General features: G+C 70.2%; 17 protein-coding genes, 1 tRNA gene and 1 riboswitch. Of the genes, 14 read left to right on the top strand and 4 right to left on the bottom strand.

What is annotated here, in order from left to right:
• Positions 1–67: 67 nt before the first annotated feature.
• From CUC05_RS06345 to CUC05_RS06355, 3 genes are all read left to right on the top strand, one after another.
• Positions 68–141, top strand: a tRNA-Leu gene (locus CUC05_RS06345).
• Between the two features lie 28 nt (positions 142–169).
• Positions 170–472 carry a hypothetical protein gene (locus tag CUC05_RS06350; protein WP_108665237.1) on the top strand — a complete coding sequence of 101 codons (303 nt, stop codon included), beginning with the start codon at positions 170–172 and terminating at the stop codon, positions 470–472.
• Positions 473–511: 39 nt separating this feature from the next.
• Positions 512–1,105, top strand: coding sequence for an ANTAR domain-containing response regulator (locus CUC05_RS06355; RefSeq protein WP_108665238.1), 594 nt, complete (start codon positions 512–514; stop codon positions 1,103–1,105).
• A gap of 442 nt (positions 1,106–1,547) precedes the next feature.
• On the opposite strand, the gene CUC05_RS06360 is transcribed toward CUC05_RS06355, so the two are convergent.
• The 3 genes from CUC05_RS06360 to CUC05_RS06370 all read right to left on the bottom strand — a co-directional run bounded on the left by CUC05_RS06360 (position 1,548) and on the right by CUC05_RS06370 (position 4,145).
• Positions 1,548–2,315 carry an amino acid ABC transporter ATP-binding protein gene (locus tag CUC05_RS06360; RefSeq protein ID WP_108665239.1) on the bottom strand — a complete coding sequence of 256 codons (768 nt, stop codon included), beginning with the start codon at positions 2,313–2,315 and terminating at the stop codon, positions 1,548–1,550.
• Complete coding sequence (locus tag CUC05_RS06365; RefSeq protein ID WP_205712157.1) at positions 2,315–3,154, bottom strand: amino acid ABC transporter permease; 840 nt, start codon at positions 3,152–3,154, stop codon at positions 2,315–2,317. The genes CUC05_RS06360 and CUC05_RS06365 overlap by 1 nt, the downstream gene beginning before the upstream one ends.
• 115 nt (positions 3,155–3,269) lie before the next feature.
• A complete protein-coding gene (locus tag CUC05_RS06370; RefSeq protein WP_205712158.1) occupies positions 3,270–4,145 on the bottom strand; it encodes a transporter substrate-binding domain-containing protein in 876 nt (291 codons plus the stop codon).
• A 266-nt stretch (positions 4,146–4,411) separates the two neighbouring features.
• Here CUC05_RS06370 and CUC05_RS06375 point away from each other — a divergent pair, with 266 nt between their 5' ends.
• From CUC05_RS06375 to bfr, 7 genes are all read left to right on the top strand, one after another.
• A complete protein-coding gene (locus CUC05_RS06375) occupies positions 4,412–5,317 on the top strand; it encodes an ABC transporter substrate-binding protein (RefSeq protein WP_114476300.1) in 906 nt (301 codons plus the stop codon).
• A 338-nt stretch (positions 5,318–5,655) separates the two neighbouring features.
• Positions 5,656–7,008 carry an ABC transporter permease subunit gene (locus CUC05_RS06380; RefSeq protein WP_108665242.1) on the top strand — a complete coding sequence of 451 codons (1,353 nt, stop codon included), beginning with the start codon at positions 5,656–5,658 and terminating at the stop codon, positions 7,006–7,008.
• A gap of 19 nt (positions 7,009–7,027) precedes the next feature.
• The gene (locus CUC05_RS06385; protein WP_108665243.1) at positions 7,028–8,074 is read left to right on the top strand and encodes a branched-chain amino acid ABC transporter permease; all 1,047 of its coding nucleotides are present in this window, start codon (positions 7,028–7,030) and stop codon (positions 8,072–8,074) included.
• Entirely contained in the window at positions 8,064–8,972 is a 909-nt protein-coding gene (locus CUC05_RS06390) for an ABC transporter ATP-binding protein (RefSeq protein ID WP_108665244.1), read from the top strand. The genes CUC05_RS06385 and CUC05_RS06390 overlap by 11 nt, the downstream gene beginning before the upstream one ends.
• Positions 8,969–9,802 (top strand): ABC transporter ATP-binding protein, encoded by an 834-nt coding sequence (locus tag CUC05_RS06395; RefSeq protein ID WP_108665245.1) that lies wholly within the window; start codon positions 8,969–8,971, stop codon positions 9,800–9,802. Before CUC05_RS06390 ends, CUC05_RS06395 begins: the two co-directional genes overlap by 4 nt.
• Positions 9,803–9,894: 92 nt before the next feature.
• Entirely contained in the window at positions 9,895–10,170 is a 276-nt protein-coding gene (locus tag CUC05_RS06400) for a (2Fe-2S)-binding protein (RefSeq protein WP_108665246.1), read from the top strand.
• 40 nt (positions 10,171–10,210) lie between these two features.
• Positions 10,211–10,687, top strand: a complete 477-nt coding sequence (bfr, locus tag CUC05_RS06405) for a bacterioferritin (protein ID WP_108665247.1) — start codon at positions 10,211–10,213, stop codon at positions 10,685–10,687.
• Position 10,688: 1 nt separating this feature from the next.
• Here the strand turns inward: bfr and CUC05_RS06410 are convergent, their stop codons facing one another.
• Positions 10,689–11,354: a copper resistance CopC family protein gene (locus tag CUC05_RS06410; RefSeq protein ID WP_108665248.1), complete on the bottom strand. Its 666-nt coding sequence runs from the start codon at positions 11,352–11,354 to the stop codon at positions 10,689–10,691.
• 46 nt (positions 11,355–11,400) lie between these two features.
• A riboswitch (cobalamin riboswitch) is annotated at positions 11,401–11,616 on the top strand.
• Positions 11,617–11,690: 74 nt separating this feature from the next.
• Between CUC05_RS06410 and CUC05_RS06415 the strand changes: the two genes are divergently transcribed.
• The 4 genes from CUC05_RS06415 to CUC05_RS06430 are packed head-to-tail and all read left to right on the top strand — an operon-like array spanning position 11,691 to position 16,907.
• On the top strand, positions 11,691–13,085 hold the full coding sequence (locus CUC05_RS06415) for an ABC transporter substrate-binding protein (protein WP_108665249.1): 1,395 nt from the start codon (positions 11,691–11,693) through the stop codon (positions 13,083–13,085).
• Positions 13,082–14,329, top strand: a complete 1,248-nt coding sequence (locus CUC05_RS06420) for an iron ABC transporter permease (RefSeq protein ID WP_205712159.1) — start codon at positions 13,082–13,084, stop codon at positions 14,327–14,329. The genes CUC05_RS06415 and CUC05_RS06420 overlap by 4 nt, the downstream gene beginning before the upstream one ends.
• Positions 14,326–15,408, top strand: coding sequence for an ABC transporter ATP-binding protein (locus CUC05_RS25275; protein WP_108665250.1), 1,083 nt, complete (start codon positions 14,326–14,328; stop codon positions 15,406–15,408). Before CUC05_RS06420 ends, CUC05_RS25275 begins: the two co-directional genes overlap by 4 nt.
• Positions 15,405–16,907 carry a cobyric acid synthase gene (locus CUC05_RS06430; protein WP_205712160.1) on the top strand — a complete coding sequence of 501 codons (1,503 nt, stop codon included), beginning with the start codon at positions 15,405–15,407 and terminating at the stop codon, positions 16,905–16,907. Before CUC05_RS25275 ends, CUC05_RS06430 begins: the two co-directional genes overlap by 4 nt.
• Positions 16,908–16,944: the final 37 nt, after the last annotated feature.

Genomic DNA, 16,944 nt, shown 5'->3' on the forward strand with positions numbered 1-16,944 from the left:
CAGATCTACCCCGCACCGTGGAGGGGCATTCGTCCCGAGCGCTCGTGGCGCTACCATTCCCTGCCCCGCCCCCGTAGTCCAACCGGCAGAGACACACGACTCAAACTCGTGCCAGTGTGGGTTCGAATCCCACCGGGGGTACCCGTCGCCGACCGGAGCTCGTCACCGCATGCGCAATCCGTTCCCCTCTGCCCGTGACCGGGCGGCTCGGAAGCTGATGCGCATCCGGGGCAAGGTCGCCGACCTGGACCGCCAGCTGGCGGTCCTCGACGAACAGCTGATGTTCCTCAGCCAGGTCGAGTCCGACGCGCAGACCGATGCGGTCGTCGCCGGGCACGACGTGGCAGCTCGGGAACACCGCGCTGCACGGTCCGACCTGGACCGCACACGACGCCAACGAGACGAAGTCAAGGCCGCTCGGGACCGTCTGCTCCTGGAGCAGGACACCCTGCTGGAGCAGATGCTCGACTAGGCTGAGCGCTCGTCCACACCTACAGGGATTATCCACCGCATGACCGACGCTGCCGCCCCCATCCGGGTACTGATCGCCGAGGACGAGGCGCTGATCCGCCTCGACCTCAAGGAAATGCTGCTGGAAGAGGGCTTCGACGTGGTGTCGGAGGTCTCCGACGGGGCAACCGCCGTCCGCATGGCCCGCGAGCTGCGCCCGGACCTGTGCATCCTCGACCTGAAGATGCCCGTCATGGACGGCATCCAAGCCGCTGAGCAGATCACCGGCGAACGCCTCTCCGCCGTGCTGATCCTGACCGCGTTCAGCCAGCGGGACCTGATCGAGAAGGCCCGCCGGGCCGGCGCCATGGCCTACCTCGTCAAGCCCTTCCAGAAGCACGACCTGCTGCCCGCCATCGAGATCGCCGCCGGACGCTTCAAGGACCTGCAGGGGCTCGAGGCCGAGGTCGGCACGCTGACCGACCGGCTGGAGGCGCGCAAGGTCGTGGACCGCGCGAAGGGCCTGCTCATGGAGCACGAGGGCCTCACCGAACCCCAGGCGTTCCGCTGGATCCAGAAGGCCGCCATGGAGGAACGCCTGACCATGAAGCTCGTCGCCGAGCAGGTCATCGAGAAGTTCGAGGGCGAGGGGTAGCCACCGCCTGGGGTACCCAGCGCCTCGGCTGGCCGTCCAGCCGGGTCCCTCTCGCGTCTCGTGCACCTTCGCGGCAGCGTTGGCTGAACTGCACGAATCGGCGCGACGCTCGTGCAGCGTCGACGACCACGTCGCCGAACTGCACAACTCGCGGGGAGCGGGCTCGCAGGCTTCGCCCCCCTTCGACCCCCCTGGTGCTCTTCCGGGCCTCACCCCTCGCTGGCGCTCGGGGATTCGTGTCCTCAGAGCACCATGCTTGCTGATCCGGCTGACGCCGGTGGTGCTTCCGTGCGGGCCTCGCGAGGCCTCGCTTCGCTCGGCGGCTCGGATCCTCCTACAGCACCATTCTCTCCCAGGGGGGCTCCGCAGGCTTCGCCCCCCTTCGACCCCCCTGGTGCTCCTCCGGGCCTCACCCCTCGCTGACGCTCGGGGATTCGTGTCCTCAGAGCACCATGGACAGGAACTGCTTCGTTCGTTCGTGCTGGGGGTTCTCCAGCAGCTCCTCCGGGGTGTTCTCCTCCACGACGACGCCGCCGTCCATGAAGACCACGCGGTCGGCGACCTCGCGGGCGAAGCCCATCTCGTGGGTGACGACCATCATCGTCATGCCCTCGCTGGCCAGGTCCTTCATGACCTGCAGTACCTCGCCGACCAGCTCGGGGTCCAGGGCGGACGTGGGCTCGTCGAAGAGCATCATCTCGGGGTCCATCGACAGCGCACGGGCGATGGCCACGCGCTGCTGCTGGCCGCCGGACAGCTGGCCGGGGTAGGCGTGCACCTTCTCCGACAGGCCGACCCGTTCGAGGTTGCGCTTGGCGACCTCCTCGGCCTCGCCCTGCTTGCGCTTCAGCGCACGTCGCTGGGCGATGGTCAGGTTGTGCAGTACGTCGAGGTGGGGGAACAGGTTGAACTGCTGGAACACCATCCCGATGGCCGTCCGGACCCGGTCGAGGTCGACGTGGGGATCGGTGATGTCGGTGCCGTTGATGACGATCCGGCCGTCGGTCGGCTCCTCGAGGCGGTTGACGCACCGCAGCAGCGTGGACTTGCCGGACCCCGACGGGCCGATCACGCAGACGACCTCGCCGCGGGACACGTGGAAGTCGATGCCCTTCAGCACCTCGAGGTCGCCGAAGTACTTGTGCAGCTTCTGCACGTCGATCGCGGCGGCGCTGCGGCCGGTCTCGGTGGGGGAGGAGGGTGCGCTCATCACAGGGCCGCCTTGTTCCGCTTCTCGAGCTGCGCCACCAGGAAGGTCAGCGGCAGCGTGATCGCCACGTACACCACGGCCACCACGATGAGGGGCGTGCCGTTGAACGTGGTGTTCTGCAGGTCGCGGCCGAACTTCAGCAGCTCCTTGGACCCCGGCGTCGTCCCGAGGACGAACAGCAGCGACGTGTCCTTGATCAGCAGCACCAGCTCGTTGGTCAACGGCGGGATGATGATGCGGAACGCCTGGGGGATGACGATCGACGTCAGCGTCCAGAACCCGCTCATGCCCAACGATCGGGCGGCCTCGACCTGCCCCTTGGGCACGGCCTCGATGCCGGCACGGATCGTCTCGGCCATGTAGGCCGCGGCCACCATGCCGAGCCCCAGCGTGGCCTTGCCCAAGGTCCCGCCGGGGATGTCGACGTCGAAGGCGATCGGGACGGCGAAGCCGATCAGCAGGATGGTGACCAGCGCGGGGAGCGCCCGGAAGAACTCGATGTAGGTCCGTGCGATCCAGCGGTACGGGGCGACGACCGACAGGCGCATCAGGGCCAGCAGCAAGCCGAAGACCAGGCCGAACACGAACGACGTCGCGGTGTACAGCAGCGTGTTCTTCGCGGCCTGGGTGACCACCTCGGGGAACATGTCCGCGGCGATCTCGGTGTTGAGGAACGACTTCTGGATCGCCTCGATGTCGGCACCGAGGGCGAAGCCGAGGGCCGCCAGCACCAGCACGCCGTACAGGACGTACTGCCGAAGCTGCTGTTTGCGGGCGGGCGACATCCCCTTGCCCGCGCTGCTGGAGAGGTCGCTGCCGGTGTCTTCGGTCACGCTCATCCGCCGGTCCTTCCGTCCTGAACGTCATACGCGGGAGAGCCCGATGGGCTCCCCCGCGTCAGAGGCTACGGCCTGGGGTCCCCCCGATGGAGGAGCCCCGGACCGATCCCGGGTGCTACGCCTCGGAGAAGTAGGAGTCGTAGATCGTGTCGTAGGTGCCGTCCTCGCGCATCTCGGCGAGGGCCGCGTTGACGGCCTCGATCAGGTCGGCGCTGGCGTCCTGCTCGAAGGCCATGCCGTACTCCTCGTCGGTCTCGTAGGTCTCGACGACGGACAGGGAGTCCTCCTGCTGCGCACGGTCGATGTTGACCGGCAGGTCCTGCAGGATGCCGACGATGTCACCAGCGGCCAGGGCGGTGAACAGGTCCGCGCCGGCGTCGAAGGCGACCAGCTCGGCGGTGTCGGGGGCGTTCTCGGTGGCGTAGGCCTCGCCGGTGGTGCCGGACTGCACGCCCAGGCGGCCCTCGACCTCGGCCAGGCTGGTGATGCCCGAGTCAGCGGGGACCATCAGGGACTGGGCCGCGTTGTAGTACGGGTCGGAGAAGTCGATGTTCTCCTCGCGCTCCTCGGTGATGGTCATGGCGGAGATCGCCATGTCGCAGGTCCCGGAGGCCATCGCGGTCCCGGAGGTCAGGGCGTCGAAGCCGGTGTTGACGACGGCCAGCTCCAGGCCGAGGCGGGTGGCGATCTCGTCGACGACGTCGATGTCGAAGCCGCCGAAGCCGGTGTCGGAGTCGGGGTCCTCGACCTCGAAGGGCGCGTAGGGGGCCTCGGTGCAGACGGTCAGGTTGCCGTCGGAGACCAGCGTCAGGTCCGCCGGGGCGTCGCCCTCAGCAGCCTCTTCGTCATCGCCTGCCTCCTCGTCGGCGGTGCTGGTGGCCGACCCCGAGGCGTCGTCGGACTCGGTGGTGTCGTCGGAGCTGCACGCCGCGAGGGCGAGGGCAAGGATCATGGCTGCCGCGAGAACGCGGAGGGCTCGTGCGAGTGACATTGGGGGGTTTCTCCTGAATGATGATGGGCTCGGTGAGCCCTTGACGGTTCTCGGCAACGTACCGCGATCAGGCAACGATCGCGATAGTTGGGTGTTTCGACGATGTTGCGTCGGAGTCCTCCTCGAGGTGCCGAACCGGTCGGGGTCGGCCTATCCTTGGCCATGTGGACAGGGGCCCGCTGGGTCCGGCATCACGATCAGTCGGAGGCAGCGTGCGACACGGACAGCCCGGCCCCCCGGTGGGTGGCCGTGGATGGGGTCTCGTCGTGCTGCTCGTCGTGGGCCTGCTCGCCGCCGCCTGCGGTGGGGGTGACTCCAGCGACGAGGAGCGTGCGGCGCAGGCCGAGATCGCCACCCTTGCCTCCGAGGCCCTCGACGCCCTGGACGAAGCGGTCGCCGTCTCGGGGGAGCAGCTGCAGGAGGCCGCCGAGCAGGTCAGCGAAGCGGTGCAGGAAGGGCAGCTCGGCCTGGCCACACCGGGCGTGCTCGTCGTCGGGACCAACGCCGACTTCCTGCCGTTCGTCGGCCGCGGCGAGGACGACGGGATCAGGGGCTTCGACGTCGACCTCATGGCCGAGGTCGCCTCGCGCATGGGCCTGGAACCGGTCTGGGTCGACATGCCCTTCCCGAACCTGACGGGCGCCGTGACCACCGGCGAGGTGGACGTCGTGATCGCCGCCATCACGATCACCAACCAGCGCGAGGAGGTCATCGACTTCTCCCACCCCTACTTCGTGGGATCACAGGGCCTCGCCGCACCGCCGGGCAGTGACCTGACGGGGGTGGAGGACCTCTCCTCCGACGTGACCGTCGCGGTCCTGGCCGACACCACGGGCGAGGCCTACGCCACCGCGTCCTTCCTCGACGCGGAGATCGCCAGCTACGCCGACCGCGCGACGGCGCTGGGGGCGCTGTCGGCCGGTGCCGTCGACGCGATCTTCATGGACACCGACGCCCTCGTGGAGCAGGCGCGCGAGGGCTCCGTCGTGCTGGTGGAGGAGGTGCCGACGTCGGAGCGGTACGGCATCGGCCTCGCCGAGGACAACGCGCCGCTGCGGACGGCGGTCAACGAAGCCCTCGACGGCGTCGTCGCCGACGGCACCTACGAGCGCATCTTCACCGAGTGGTTCCCCGGTCGGGACGTCGAGCAGGTCATCGACCTCCTCCGCTGACCGTTCCGAACGTCGACGACGAGTCAACGAACGGTGAACTGCTTGGGGCAGAAGCCGTCATTCGTGGCGGACGCTGGATTACGATGCGTCAACGCCCGGGCGGCAGACGCCGTCGAGAAGTCGTTGGAGGAGATCGGCGGCGGGCGTCGAATCACAATCACATCAGGTGTGCCCACGTTGCGATCGCGCGGCGCTCAGGGCTGCACCAGCGGGCCATCGCCTCCGAGGCCGTGGACATCCACCCCTCCGGCCCGCGTCACCGTCCGCCCGACCGTTGTCGCCGCGACAGCCCATGGCCGGACACCAACGCAACCACTGACGAGGAGCAAGACGTGCGGATGACCTGGCTCTTGCCGAGCCGCGACCGAGGACCTCGGCTCGCGCTCGGCGGCCTGCTCGTGCTGCTCGCCGTACTCCTGGCACCGCTGGCGGTCACCCCCGCCTCGGCCCAGGACACCGGCGAAGCGGTGCTCGGACGGGTGTTCTCTGGTGCCGGACCCGACCAGGTCCGACACGCCGGCGTGACGATCACCGTCGCCGACGAAGCCGGGGCGGAGGTGGCCAGCGGACAGACCGACGAGAACGGTGAGGTCAGGCTCGAGCTGCCCGGTCCCGGCGCCTACGTCGTCTCGCTGGACGTCACGACCCTGCCGGAGGGGCTCGTCCCCCGCGGTGACGTGTCGGAACGCAACCAGAACGTGCAGCCGGGCCGTACGGGCAACGCGCTGTTCCCCCTCGACGAGACCGACGCCGACGGCGGGGTCATCGCCGGCGGGCCGAGCGACTCGACGTTCTCCGACAAGCTCAGCGCCGTGCCGCAGCTGTTCGTCGACGGGCTGAAGCTCGGCTCGATCATCGCCATCACGGCGATCGGCCTGTCGCTGATCTTCGGCACCACCGGGCTGGTCAACTTCGCCCACGGCGAGCTGGTCACCCTCGGCGCGGTCGTGGCGTTCCTCTTCAACGCCTCACCTGCCGGCCCCGGCTGGCACCTGATCCTCGCGGCGATCATCGCCGTGGCGGTCGGCGCCGGTGCCGGTGGTGCGATGGAGAGCGGCATCTGGGCCCCCCTGCGCAAGCGCGGTGTCGGCCTGATCTCGATGCTGGTGATCTCCATCGGCATCTCCTTCATCATCCGCAACGTCATCCAGATCGTGTACGGCGGCGGCACCCGCCCCTACACCAACTACAACATCCAGTCGGCCATCGACCTGGGCCCCATCTCCATCGTCCCCCGGGACCTGTGGATCATCATCCTGTCGACCGCGGTCCTCGTCGGCATCGGCCTGATGCTGCAGCGGACCAAGATCGGCAAGGCCCTCCGTGCCGTCGCCGACAACAAGGACCTCGCGGAGTCCTCCGGCATCGACGTGGACCGGGTCATCCGGTTCGTGTGGCTGCTCGGTGGCGGGCTCTCGGCCTTCGGTGGGGTGCTGCTGGGCACCACCGAGCAGGTCAACTTCAACATGGGCTTCAACCTGCTCCTGCTGATGTTCGCCGGGATGATCCTGGGCGGCATCGGCACGGCCTACGGCGCGATGGTCGGTTCACTCGTCGTCGGCGTCATCAGCCAGGTGTCCACCGCGTTCTTCTCGGTGCAGCTCAAGTTCGTGTGGGCCCTGGTCATCCTCATCATCGTCCTGCTGATCAAGCCCCAGGGCTTGCTCGGCAAGGCCGAACGGTTCGGGTAGAGCGGGAGCACCGGAAACCATGGATCTCGGAAACGTACTCATCGATGGCTTCAGGGCCGCGTTCGGCGTCGAAGCCGTCGTGTTCGCCCTCGCCGCCATCGGCCTCAACATCCACTTCGGCTACACCGGCCTGCTGAACTTCGGGCAGGTGGGCTTCATGCTCGTCGGCGCCTACGGCGTGGCGATCATGGGCCGGCCGTGTCCCGACGTGGCGGCCACCCAGACCGCAGCCGACCAGATCGGCCCCTGCGGGCAACCGCTCGTCGTCGGCGTGCTCGTCGGCATCCTGCTGGCCGTCATCCTCGCCCTCCTGCTGGGCGCACCGACGCTGCGGCTGCGCAGCGACTACCTGGCCATCACCACCATCGCGGCGGCGGAGATCCTGCGGTTCGTCTTCCGCTCCGACGTCGCCCGCCCCATCACCAACTCGGTGTTCGGCCTGCAGCAGTTCGCCGGTGACTTCTTCGTCATCAACCCGTTCCCCGACGGGCCGAGTGATCGGTACTTCGGGGCGCTCAACTACTCCGGCCAGCAGCTGTGGGTCATGGTCGTCGGCTGGGCCCTGGTGGCCCTGCTGACCTTCTGGACCTGGTCGCTGATGCGGTCGCCCTGGGGGCGTGTGCTGAAGTCCATCCGCGAGGACGAGGACGCCGCACGTGCCCTGGGCAAGAACGTCTTCTCCTACAAGATGCAGGCGCTGATCCTCGGCGGCATCTTCGGTGCGCTGGGCGGGATCTTCCTCGCCATGGGCACCCAGGCGGTCAACCCCGACACCTACATCCCCGTCCGGACGTTCTTCGCCTACGTCATCATCATCCTGGGTGGTGCCGGCACCATCTGGGGTCCCATCGTGGGGACGTTCATCTTCCTGTTCCTGACCGCTGGCCTCGACACCCTGATGCGTGAGCTCATCGAGGGCGGGATCATCAGCGAGTCGATCATCGCGACCCAGGAGATCGGCCCGATCCGCTTCATCCTCGTCGGCCTCATGCTGGCGCTGCTGATGGCGTTCCGGCCGCAGGGGATCTTCGGCAACAAAGAGGAGATGCTGCTCGATGCCCGCTGACAAGACCGCGGCCACCCGCCCGACCATCGTGGATCGTCGGATCCTGGACGACGTCGCGCCCGAGCCCGGCGTCGCCAAGCCCGACCCCGTCCTGATCGTCGACGGCGTCCGCCGCAGCTTCGGTGGCCTGACCGCCGTCGACGTGCAGCACCTGGAGATCCAGCGCGGCCTGATCACCGCGCTGATCGGTCCCAACGGTGCGGGCAAGACGACGTTCTTCAACCTGATGACCGGGTTCGACTCGCCGACGGAGGGCACGTGGTCCTTCGACGGCCACGACCTCGGCGGGGTCCCCGCGCACAAGGTCGCCCAGTACGGCATGGTCCGCACCTTCCAGCTGACCAAGTCGCTGAACCGCATGAGCGTCATCGAGAACATGCGGCTGGCCGGCACCGGCCAGACCGGCGAACGGTTCCTGCCCGCCGTCATCCCCGGGATGTGGAAGAAGCAGGAGGCCGAGATCACCGAGCGGGCCGACGAGCTGCTCGCCCGGTTCAAGCTGGACGCCAAGCGCGAGGACCTCGCCGGCACCCTCTCCGGTGGGCAGCGCAAGCTGCTGGAGATGGCCCGTGCGCTCATGGTCGAGCCCGAGCTGGTCTGCCTCGACGAGCCCATGGCCGGTGTGAACCCGGCCCTGGTGCAGTCCCTGCTCGGCCACGTCAAGAGCCTGCGCGACGAGCTCGGCATGACGGTGGTCTTCGTCGAGCACGACATGGACGTCGTCATGGACATCTCCGACTGGGTCGTGGTCATGGCCGAGGGACGTGTCATCGCCGAAGGGCCCCCGTCGTCCATCGGCACCAACGAAACGGTCATCCGGGCCTACCTGGGTGGCTCCGAAGGAGAGGGCGAGGTCGCCCTGTCCGACATCGAGGCGGAGCAGGAGGAGCAGCGATGAGCCACGACGAAGAGATCGCCGCGGCGCGGCAGAAGGTCGTCGACGAGGCCGCATCGCATCACGGCGCCGAGGCCCTCAGCGAGGCCGGCCGGCCGCCATCGGCCGCCGAGTCGGTCCTGTACGCCGAGAACCTGATCGCCGGCTACCTGCCCGGTGTCAACATCCTCAACGGCGCCAACATCCACGTCCGCGAGGGCGAGCTGGTCGGCATCATCGGCCCCAACGGCGCCGGCAAGTCGACCCTCATCAAGGCCATGTTCGGCCTGGTGGAGGTGCGTGACGGCCACGTCATCCTCCGGGAGAACGACATCACCGGCATGACCGCCCACGAGCTGGTCGACAAGGGTGTCGGGTACGTCCCGCAGACCAACAACGTCTTCCCGTCGTTGACCATCGAGGAGAACCTCGAGATGGGCGTCTACCTGCGCCCGTCGATGTTCAACGAGCGGTTCGACTTCGTGGCCGGCCTGTTCCCCAAGCTGGCGGACCGTCGCAAGCAGCGGGCGGGCTCGCTGTCGGGCGGCGAGCGACAGATGGTCGCCATGGGCCGTGCCCTGATGATGGACCCCAGCGTCCTGTTCCTGGACGAGCCGTCGGCCGGCCTGTCCCCGGCGAACCAGGGCGTAGTCTTCCACCGCGTCAAGCAGATCAACGACGCGGGCGTGACGATCGTCATGGTCGAGCAGAACGCCCAGCAGTGCCTGAAGATCTGCGACCGCGGGTACGTGCTGGACCAGGGGCGTGACGCCTACACCGGCACCGGCCTGGAGCTGCTGAAGGACCCCAAGGTCATCGAGCTGTACCTCGGCACCCTGGTCAAGACCGACTGAGGCTCCGACTTGCTGGAGGAGGGCCCGTCGGCCGTGCGACGGGCCCTCATCCGTTTTGTCGTACGACGGATAGTTAGGCTAACCTAACCTCCATGTACGTCTGCCAGTGCAAGGTCGTCACCGACCGCCAGATCGAGGCCGCCGTCGCGGAGGGATGCACCTCCGTCCGGCAGGTCGCCGCCCTGACCGGGGCCGGTACCGCGTGCGGCGGCTGCGTCCCCACGCTGCGGAACATGGTGTGCGGCAGCTGCCCGTCGCTGGTGACCGAGCTGGCCTGCGACGACGCCCCCGCGGGCGAGCCGGTGCACGCCCAGCTGCTGTCCCGTGACACCGTCGGGGCGAGGGCTGTCGACGCCGTCCGCGTCTGACATACTCCGGCCGCCACCCGCCTCCAGAAGGACCTCACCAATGCAACCGGTCAGCCCTCGCATCGTCGAGCTCTTCAACGACGCGCTCACCTTCGAGCTCACCGTCACGAACACCTACTTCCTGCACGCCAAGATGCTGGAGAGCTGGGGCTTCCCGAAGCTCGGCAAGCGGTTCTACGACTACTCCATCGACGAGATGAAGGACGCCGACGAGCTGATCGAGCGGATCCTGATGTTCGACGGGCACCCCAACGTGCAGCGCCTCAACGCCATCACCGTCGGCGAGAACGCCCAGGAGATGCTGTCGCTGGCGCTGGAGAGCGAGAAGCTGGCCGTCGCGACGTTCAACGCCGCCGCCAAGGAGTGCCACGACCTCGGTGACCACGGCTCCGCCGCGGTGTTCGAGGAGATGGTCCGCGACGAGGAGACCCACGCCGACTGGTTCGAGTCGCAGCTCGACGCGATCGAGCGGATCGGCATCGAGAACTACCTGGCCGGACAGCTCCACGGCGAGTAGGTCACTCCTCGCTGCCGTCCCGGCGGGCGCGGGCGAGCATCACCGCGCCCACGCCGAGGACGGCGAAGAAAGCCGCCACGACGACGAGTGCACGGGTCGTCGTCGACGCGGCCTCGGGATCCCCTGGAACCGCTGACGGCGTCGCCGTGGGCTCGCTCGCCTCGGGTGCGGGCCCTGGGTCAGTGGCCTCGGCGGGCGAGGGGGTGGGGTCTGCCGGTCCCGTCGCGGAGTCCGCCGACTCGGTCGGGACTGCCTCGGTCGGGGCTGACTCGGTGGGGACCACCGCACCCGGCGGTGTGGCGACGTCGGCAGGTGGGGCGAAGACGAAGGTGAAGCTGCCCGTCTGATCGTCCCCGTCGGCGGCGGTGATCGCCCAGTCGACGCGATGCGGGCCCGGGGTCACCGCCAGGTTGAGGGGCACGGTGACGGTGGCGCCCTCGAGGGTGGGCGGTGCGGCGACGAGGTCGTCGCCGTTGGGATCGATCACCCGGACGGCCGGCTCGCTGTCGGGCAGCAGCGCTGCGGTGAAGTCCAGCACGACCTCCGACGGCGGGTCGAGGACCTCGCTGTCGGCGGCGGGCACGGTCGTGTCCAGCTCGGTGTGGGCGCTGGCGGGGAGCGCCTGGAGGACCACGAGCAGGGCGGCGAGGAGGAACGTCGAACGCATGGGACGCAGCGTAGGTCGGCGGGGGTGGTGGTCGCCGTTTGTCCCTCCGATGACCGACGGGTACGGTGACGCCGCTCACCTGCGGTGGTGCTCGGGAAGTCCGGTGTGATACCGGCGCGGTCCTCGCCACTGTGACCGGGGGAGCGAACGCCTCATTTGGCAGTCCCACTGGCCGCGTGCTGGGAAGGGCGAGGTGTTCGCGCACGGCCCATGCGGCCGACGACCCGGAAGCCAGGAGACCGGCCACCCGCACCGAGCACCCACGATTCCGCGAGGTACGGAAAGGAGGGGACGACGTTGGTCTCCCCGTTCACTGTCAGGCTGCGAGGCGCAGCCATGTTCGTTCTGCTCGTTGTTGTCCTGGCTGCGTGCGCCGCCGACCCGTCGGGTCGCGACACCAGCAACGAGCCGCCCTCCAGCGAGGGCGAGGACACCGAAGCCACCGACGGCGCAACCGACGGCGATGACGCCGAGGAGGCGGCCATGACCGATGGCGAGGCTGCCGACGACGGGGCCACCGACGACGGGGCCAGCGACGACGGCGCCACCGAGGACGGGGCCGACGGTGACATCACACCGCCGGAGGCCAACCTCACCGACGGCTGCGCCACCGAGGACCTGCAGGACCTCGACTGGTTCCCCGACAAGGTCGCCTTCGACGTCGCCAAGGGCATCCGCGCCACCTACGACGGCAACGTCAAGCTGGTCACGATCGACCGCCCCAACGACAGCGCCGACGCCGTGCCGCTGACCGTCGCGCTCGTGCAGTGCGGCACGACCCTCCCCGAGGACGTCCGGGCCGACATCGTCGTCGACGTCCCCGTGCAACGCGCCGTGACGTACTCCACCACCTTCCTCCAGGGCTTCGACCTCATCGGACGCACCGACGTCCTGGTCGGCCACGGCGGCCTGCAGTACGCCTCCACCCAGTCCGTCGTCGAGGCCGCCGAGGCCGGCGACATCGTCGAGGTCGGCAATCAGACCTCCCCTGACCTCGAGACCCTTGCCGCCGCCGAACCCGACGTGATCATGGTCAGCGCCGGCTTCTCCGGGGCCGACCCGACCGAGCCGTTCGCCGCGCTCGACGTGCCGGTCGTCCCCAACGCCTCCTACCTGGAGGTCGACCCCCTCGGTCGCGCCGAGTGGATGAAGCTCGAGGCGATGCTCCTCAACGAGGAGGCGGCCGTCGTGGACGTCTTCGACGGTGTCGCCGCTGACTGGGACGAGCTCGTCGCGCTTGCCGCCGACGTCGCCGAGGACGACCGTCCCACGGTGCTGACCAACGACCCGTTCGCGGGCACGTGGTTCGCCTCCGGCGGCGAGTCCTACACCGCGTCGCTGATCGCCGCCGCCGGTGGGGCCTACGTGTTCGCCGACGAGCCCGGCTCGACCCTCCCGCTGGACCTCGAGACCGTGCTCGAACGTGGCCAGGATGCCGACGTGTGGTTGTCCGCCGGCTCGGTCGCGGTCACCCCCGAGCAGTTCGTCGCCGACGACGAGCGGCTCGGCCTGTTCGCGGCGTTCCCCGACAACGTGTGGGCCAACGACGCCGACCTCGGTCCGACCGGCGGCAACCGGTTCTACGAGGAGGGTGCCGTCCGCCCCGACCTGGTCCTGGCCGACGTGGTCGCGATCCTGCACCCCGACCTGCTGCCCGACCACGAGCCCCGGTTCTACGGGCTGCTCGGGTCCCAGGCAGGTGACGGCGCCGAGGCCGGCGCAGCGGGATGACCCCCGACCCCGTCACCGATGCCATCTCGGCGACCGCCCCCGCGCTCGACCCGGCCACACGCCGGGTCGAGCCCGACGGGACCCTGGTGACGCGATCGGGGCCTGCGTCGTCCATGCACGACGCAGCCCCCGATCGTGCCGAACGGTCGCCGGCCGCCGGCGCCGGCGCGGCCCACACCCCCCACCGGGGGGAGGACGGGGGCACGAGCCGTCGCCCCGTCGTCCCGATCCTCATCGGCTTGGTCGTCCTGACCGCCGCCCTGTTCGCCGGTGCGCTGGCGCTCGGGTCGGTCTCCATTCCCGTCACCGAGGTCTGGACCGTCCTGACCGGCGGCGACCCGTCAACGTCGTCGTGGTCGGTCATCATCACCGACATCCGCCTGCCCCGCGCCGTGACCGCGCTGGTCGCCGGCGCCGGGCTGTCCGTCGCCGGCCTGCAGCTGCAGACCCTGTTCCGCAACCCGCTGGCCGACCCGTTCGTGCTCGGCATCGCGTCGGGCGCAAGCCTCGGCGTCGCCCTGGTCAGCCTCGCCGGCAGCGGATCGATGTTCCTCGGCACCCTCGCGCTGGGTGGCAGCGTGTCCACCGCCGTCGCCGCCGCCGTCGGGGCTGGGCTGGTGCTGGGCGCCGTCCTGACCTTCGCTCGGCGCATCCGCTCCATCACGAGCGTCCTCATCATCGGGCTCATGGCGGGCTACCTCGCCGGCTCGATCGTCAGCCTCCTGCTGTTCTTCTCCGACTCCGACGACTTCCGCGCCTACCTGGCATGGAGCCTGGGGTCCTTCCGCGGGGTCACCTGGTCCGAGCTGGCCGTGCTCGTCCCCGCCGCCGTCATCGGGCTGCTGCTGGCCGCCTCCACCGTCAAGGGGCTCAACGCCCTGCTCCTCGGCGAGCGCTACGCCGAGTCCGTCGGCGTCAACGTCCGGGCCGTCCGGGCGGTCATCATCGTGTCCTCCTCCCTCCTCGCGGGGGTCATCACCGCGTTCGCCGGACCCATCGCCTTCGTCGGCCTCGCCGTGCCACACCTCGGCCGGGCGCTGCTGCGCACCTCCGACCATCGGGTGCTGATGCCGTCCGTCGTGCTGATCGGTGCCTGCGTGGCCCTCGGCACCGAGATCATCGCCGGCGTCCCCGGCCAGGACCTCGCGCTGCCGCTCAACGCCGTCACCCCCGTGCTCGGCGCCCCCGTCGTCATCGTCGTCCTGATGCGCCTGCGTCGCTCGGCGGAGGTGGTGCTGTCGTGACCGCCACGTCCGTGCCACCCGCCACCACGTCGTCGTCCCCCGTGCTCGCCACGGCCGGCCTGCGGGCCGGCTACCACGACGGGCGTCGGACCGTCCCGATCGTCGGACCCGCCGACCTGGCGGTCCACCGTGGCCGCTTCGTCGCCGTGCTCGGCCCCAACGGTGCCGGCAAGACGACGTTGCTGCGCACCCTCGGTGGGGTCATCCCACCGCTCGAGGGCGTGGTCACGGCCACCACCGGGTCCGGCACGCGCGAGCTGACGAGGATGAAGCGGGCCGACCGCGCCACCCACATCGCCGTCGTCCTGACCGACCACCCCGACGTCGGGCTGCTCCGCGCCCGCGACATCGTGGCCATCGGCCGGCATCCCCACACCGGCTGGTCCGGGCGCATGACCGATCGCGACCACCGCATCGTCGACGATGCGCTCGAGGCCGTGGGTGCCACCCATCTGGCCGACCGCGAGCTGGCCCGGCTGTCCGACGGCCAGCGGCAGCGGGTGTGGATCGCCCGGGCGCTCGCCCAGGAACCCGCCGTGCTGCTGCTGGACGAACCGACCGCCTTCCTCGACCTTCCCGGGCGGGTCGAGGCCATCGACCTGCTGCGTCGCCTGGCCGCCACCCGCGACCTTGCCGTGGTCGCCTCCATCCACGATCTCGACCTTGCCCTTCGCGTCGCCGACACGGCATGGCTGCTGGACGGCTCGGGCAGCGTGGAGGTCGGAGCGCCCGAGGACCTGGCCCTCGACGGCGCGATCGACCGGGCCTTCGGCCGCGACGACATCCGCTTCGACCTGGCGACCGCGTCCTTCCAGCTGCCCGTCGACTGCTGCGCCGAGGTCGCCGTGACCGGTGTGGACGGCGAGGCCCCCGACCCCACCCGCGGGTTGTGGACCGGACGGGCGCTCGCCCGAGCTGGCGCCGTCGTCGTCGACCGGTCCTCGTGGTTGACGGTGGAGGTGCTGCCCGACCGGTGGCGCCTGCACGGCCCGGAGACCGTCGAGTGCACCACCCTCCACCAGCTGGCCGACGCCGTCCGTGCAGCCGGCCTGGTGGTCCCCACCGGCGACCGGCCGTGACCGCACCGGCGCCGGCGATCCTGATCGCCGGGACGGGCAGCGACGCCGGCAAGACCACCCTCGTCGCGGCCCTCTGCCGGCTGCTGGTCGACCGGGGCATCGACGTCGCCCCGTTCAAGGCGCAGAACATGGCGCTCAACAGCGCGGTGGCCAGCGACGGCGGCGAGATCGGCCGGGCCCAGGCGCTGCAGGCGGCCGCGGCACGCATCCCCGCCACCACCGCCATGAACCCGATCCTGCTGAAGCCCAGCGGTGAGCGGACCAGCCACGTCGTCGTCGACGGTCGGCCGCTGCAGGAGGCCGACGCCGTCAGCTACGGCCCGCTGACCACCCGCCTGCGGCCCCACGTCCGCCGGGCGCTCGCAGACCTCCGTGCCCGCCACGACCTGGTCGTCTGCGAGGGGGCGGGCGGCGTGGCCGAACCCAACCTCCGTGACCGCGACCTGGTCAACATGGGGCTCGCGGCCGACGCCGACCTGCCCGTCGTGGTCGTCGGCGACATCGAGCGGGGCGGCGTCTTCGCCAGCCTGTACGGGTCGTGGGCGCTGCAGCCCGACGACGACCGCGCACGGATCCGCGGCTTCGTCATCAACCGGTTCCGGGGTGACGCGAGCCTGCTGGAACCGGCGATCGCGGACCTGACCGCACGCACCGGCGTGCCGGTCCTCGGGGTGGTCCCGTGGGTCGACGGGCTCGCGCTGGACGCCGAGGACTCCCTGGGCCTGCGCGACCTCGACGGCGGGCCATCGGTGGGGAAGGAGGGGCTGCGGATCGCCGTGCTCCGGCTGCAGCGCATCTCCAACTTCACCGACATCGACGCCCTCGGCCACGAACCCGGGGTGTCGGTGACGTTCACCGAGTCGGCGACGGCCGTCGCCGACGCCGACCTCGTCGTCGTGCCCGGGACCCGTGCCACCGTCGCCGACCTCGACCGGCTCCGCGCGCTCGGCCTGGACCGGGCACTGGGTGCACGGGCTGCCGCGGGCAACCCCATCCTCGGCATCTGCGGTGGCTACCAGATGCTGGGACGGACGATCACCGACCACGTCGAGGGCAGGCGTGGCACCGTCGCCGGACTCGGCCTGCTCCCCGTCGACACCACCTTCGGCGAGGACAAGATCGTGCGTCGGGTCGAGGGGGACGCGCCGGCCCTGGGGACGGCCGCGACCGGGTACGAGATCCGCCACGGCCGTACCCGGGTCGACGACGGGACGACGGTCCTGGTCCGCGACGCCGACGGGCAGCCTGGCGGCGCCGTGTCGGGCGCCGTCATGGGCACGTCGTGGCACGGCCTGGCCGACCACGACGACACCAGGCGAGCGCTCCTTCGCTGGGTCGCGGACCTGCGGGGCCGTCGCTTCGTCCCGGGCGACGCCCCTGTGGGCGCACGCCGCGAGGCCGACCTGGACCGCCTCGCGTCGGTCGTCGCCGATCACGTCGACATCAACGCCCTGCTGGCGCGTGCCGGTGTCCGTCCCGGCCCACGGGCCGGCGGGTGACACCCATGCCGTCGGCTACCGTGTCGGCGACTCCCAC

Origin of the sequence: Euzebya rosea, assembly GCF_003073135.1 — a bacterium.
Classification (GTDB): domain Bacteria; phylum Actinomycetota; class Nitriliruptoria; order Euzebyales; family Euzebyaceae; genus Euzebya; species Euzebya rosea.

Excerpts from the sequence above, each read along its gene's own strand:
- CUC05_RS06360 (WP_108665239.1), bottom strand. The coding sequence starts at position 2,315 with ATGAGCGCACCCTCCTCCCCCACCGAGACCGGCCGCAGCGCCGCCGCG.
- bfr (WP_108665247.1), top strand. The coding sequence starts at position 10,211 with ATGCAACCGGTCAGCCCTCGCATCGTCGAGCTCTTCAACGACGCGCTC.
- CUC05_RS06395 (WP_108665245.1), top strand. The coding sequence starts at position 8,969 with ATGAGCCACGACGAAGAGATCGCCGCGGCGCGGCAGAAGGTCGTCGAC.
- CUC05_RS06380 (WP_108665242.1), top strand. The coding sequence starts at position 5,656 with ATGACCTGGCTCTTGCCGAGCCGCGACCGAGGACCTCGGCTCGCGCTC.
- CUC05_RS06355 (WP_108665238.1), top strand. The coding sequence starts at position 512 with ATGACCGACGCTGCCGCCCCCATCCGGGTACTGATCGCCGAGGACGAG.
- CUC05_RS06365 (WP_205712157.1), bottom strand. The coding sequence starts at position 3,154 with ATGAGCGTGACCGAAGACACCGGCAGCGACCTCTCCAGCAGCGCGGGC.
- CUC05_RS06350 (WP_108665237.1), top strand. The coding sequence starts at position 170 with ATGCGCAATCCGTTCCCCTCTGCCCGTGACCGGGCGGCTCGGAAGCTG.
- CUC05_RS06410 (WP_108665248.1), bottom strand. The coding sequence starts at position 11,354 with ATGCGTTCGACGTTCCTCCTCGCCGCCCTGCTCGTGGTCCTCCAGGCG.
- CUC05_RS06415 (WP_108665249.1), top strand. The coding sequence starts at position 11,691 with ATGTTCGTTCTGCTCGTTGTTGTCCTGGCTGCGTGCGCCGCCGACCCG.
- CUC05_RS06400 (WP_108665246.1), top strand. The coding sequence starts at position 9,895 with ATGTACGTCTGCCAGTGCAAGGTCGTCACCGACCGCCAGATCGAGGCC.
- CUC05_RS06390 (WP_108665244.1), top strand. The coding sequence starts at position 8,064 with ATGCCCGCTGACAAGACCGCGGCCACCCGCCCGACCATCGTGGATCGT.
- CUC05_RS06420 (WP_205712159.1), top strand. The coding sequence starts at position 13,082 with ATGACCCCCGACCCCGTCACCGATGCCATCTCGGCGACCGCCCCCGCG.
- CUC05_RS06385 (WP_108665243.1), top strand. The coding sequence starts at position 7,028 with ATGGATCTCGGAAACGTACTCATCGATGGCTTCAGGGCCGCGTTCGGC.
- CUC05_RS06370 (WP_205712158.1), bottom strand. The coding sequence starts at position 4,145 with ATGTCACTCGCACGAGCCCTCCGCGTTCTCGCGGCAGCCATGATCCTT.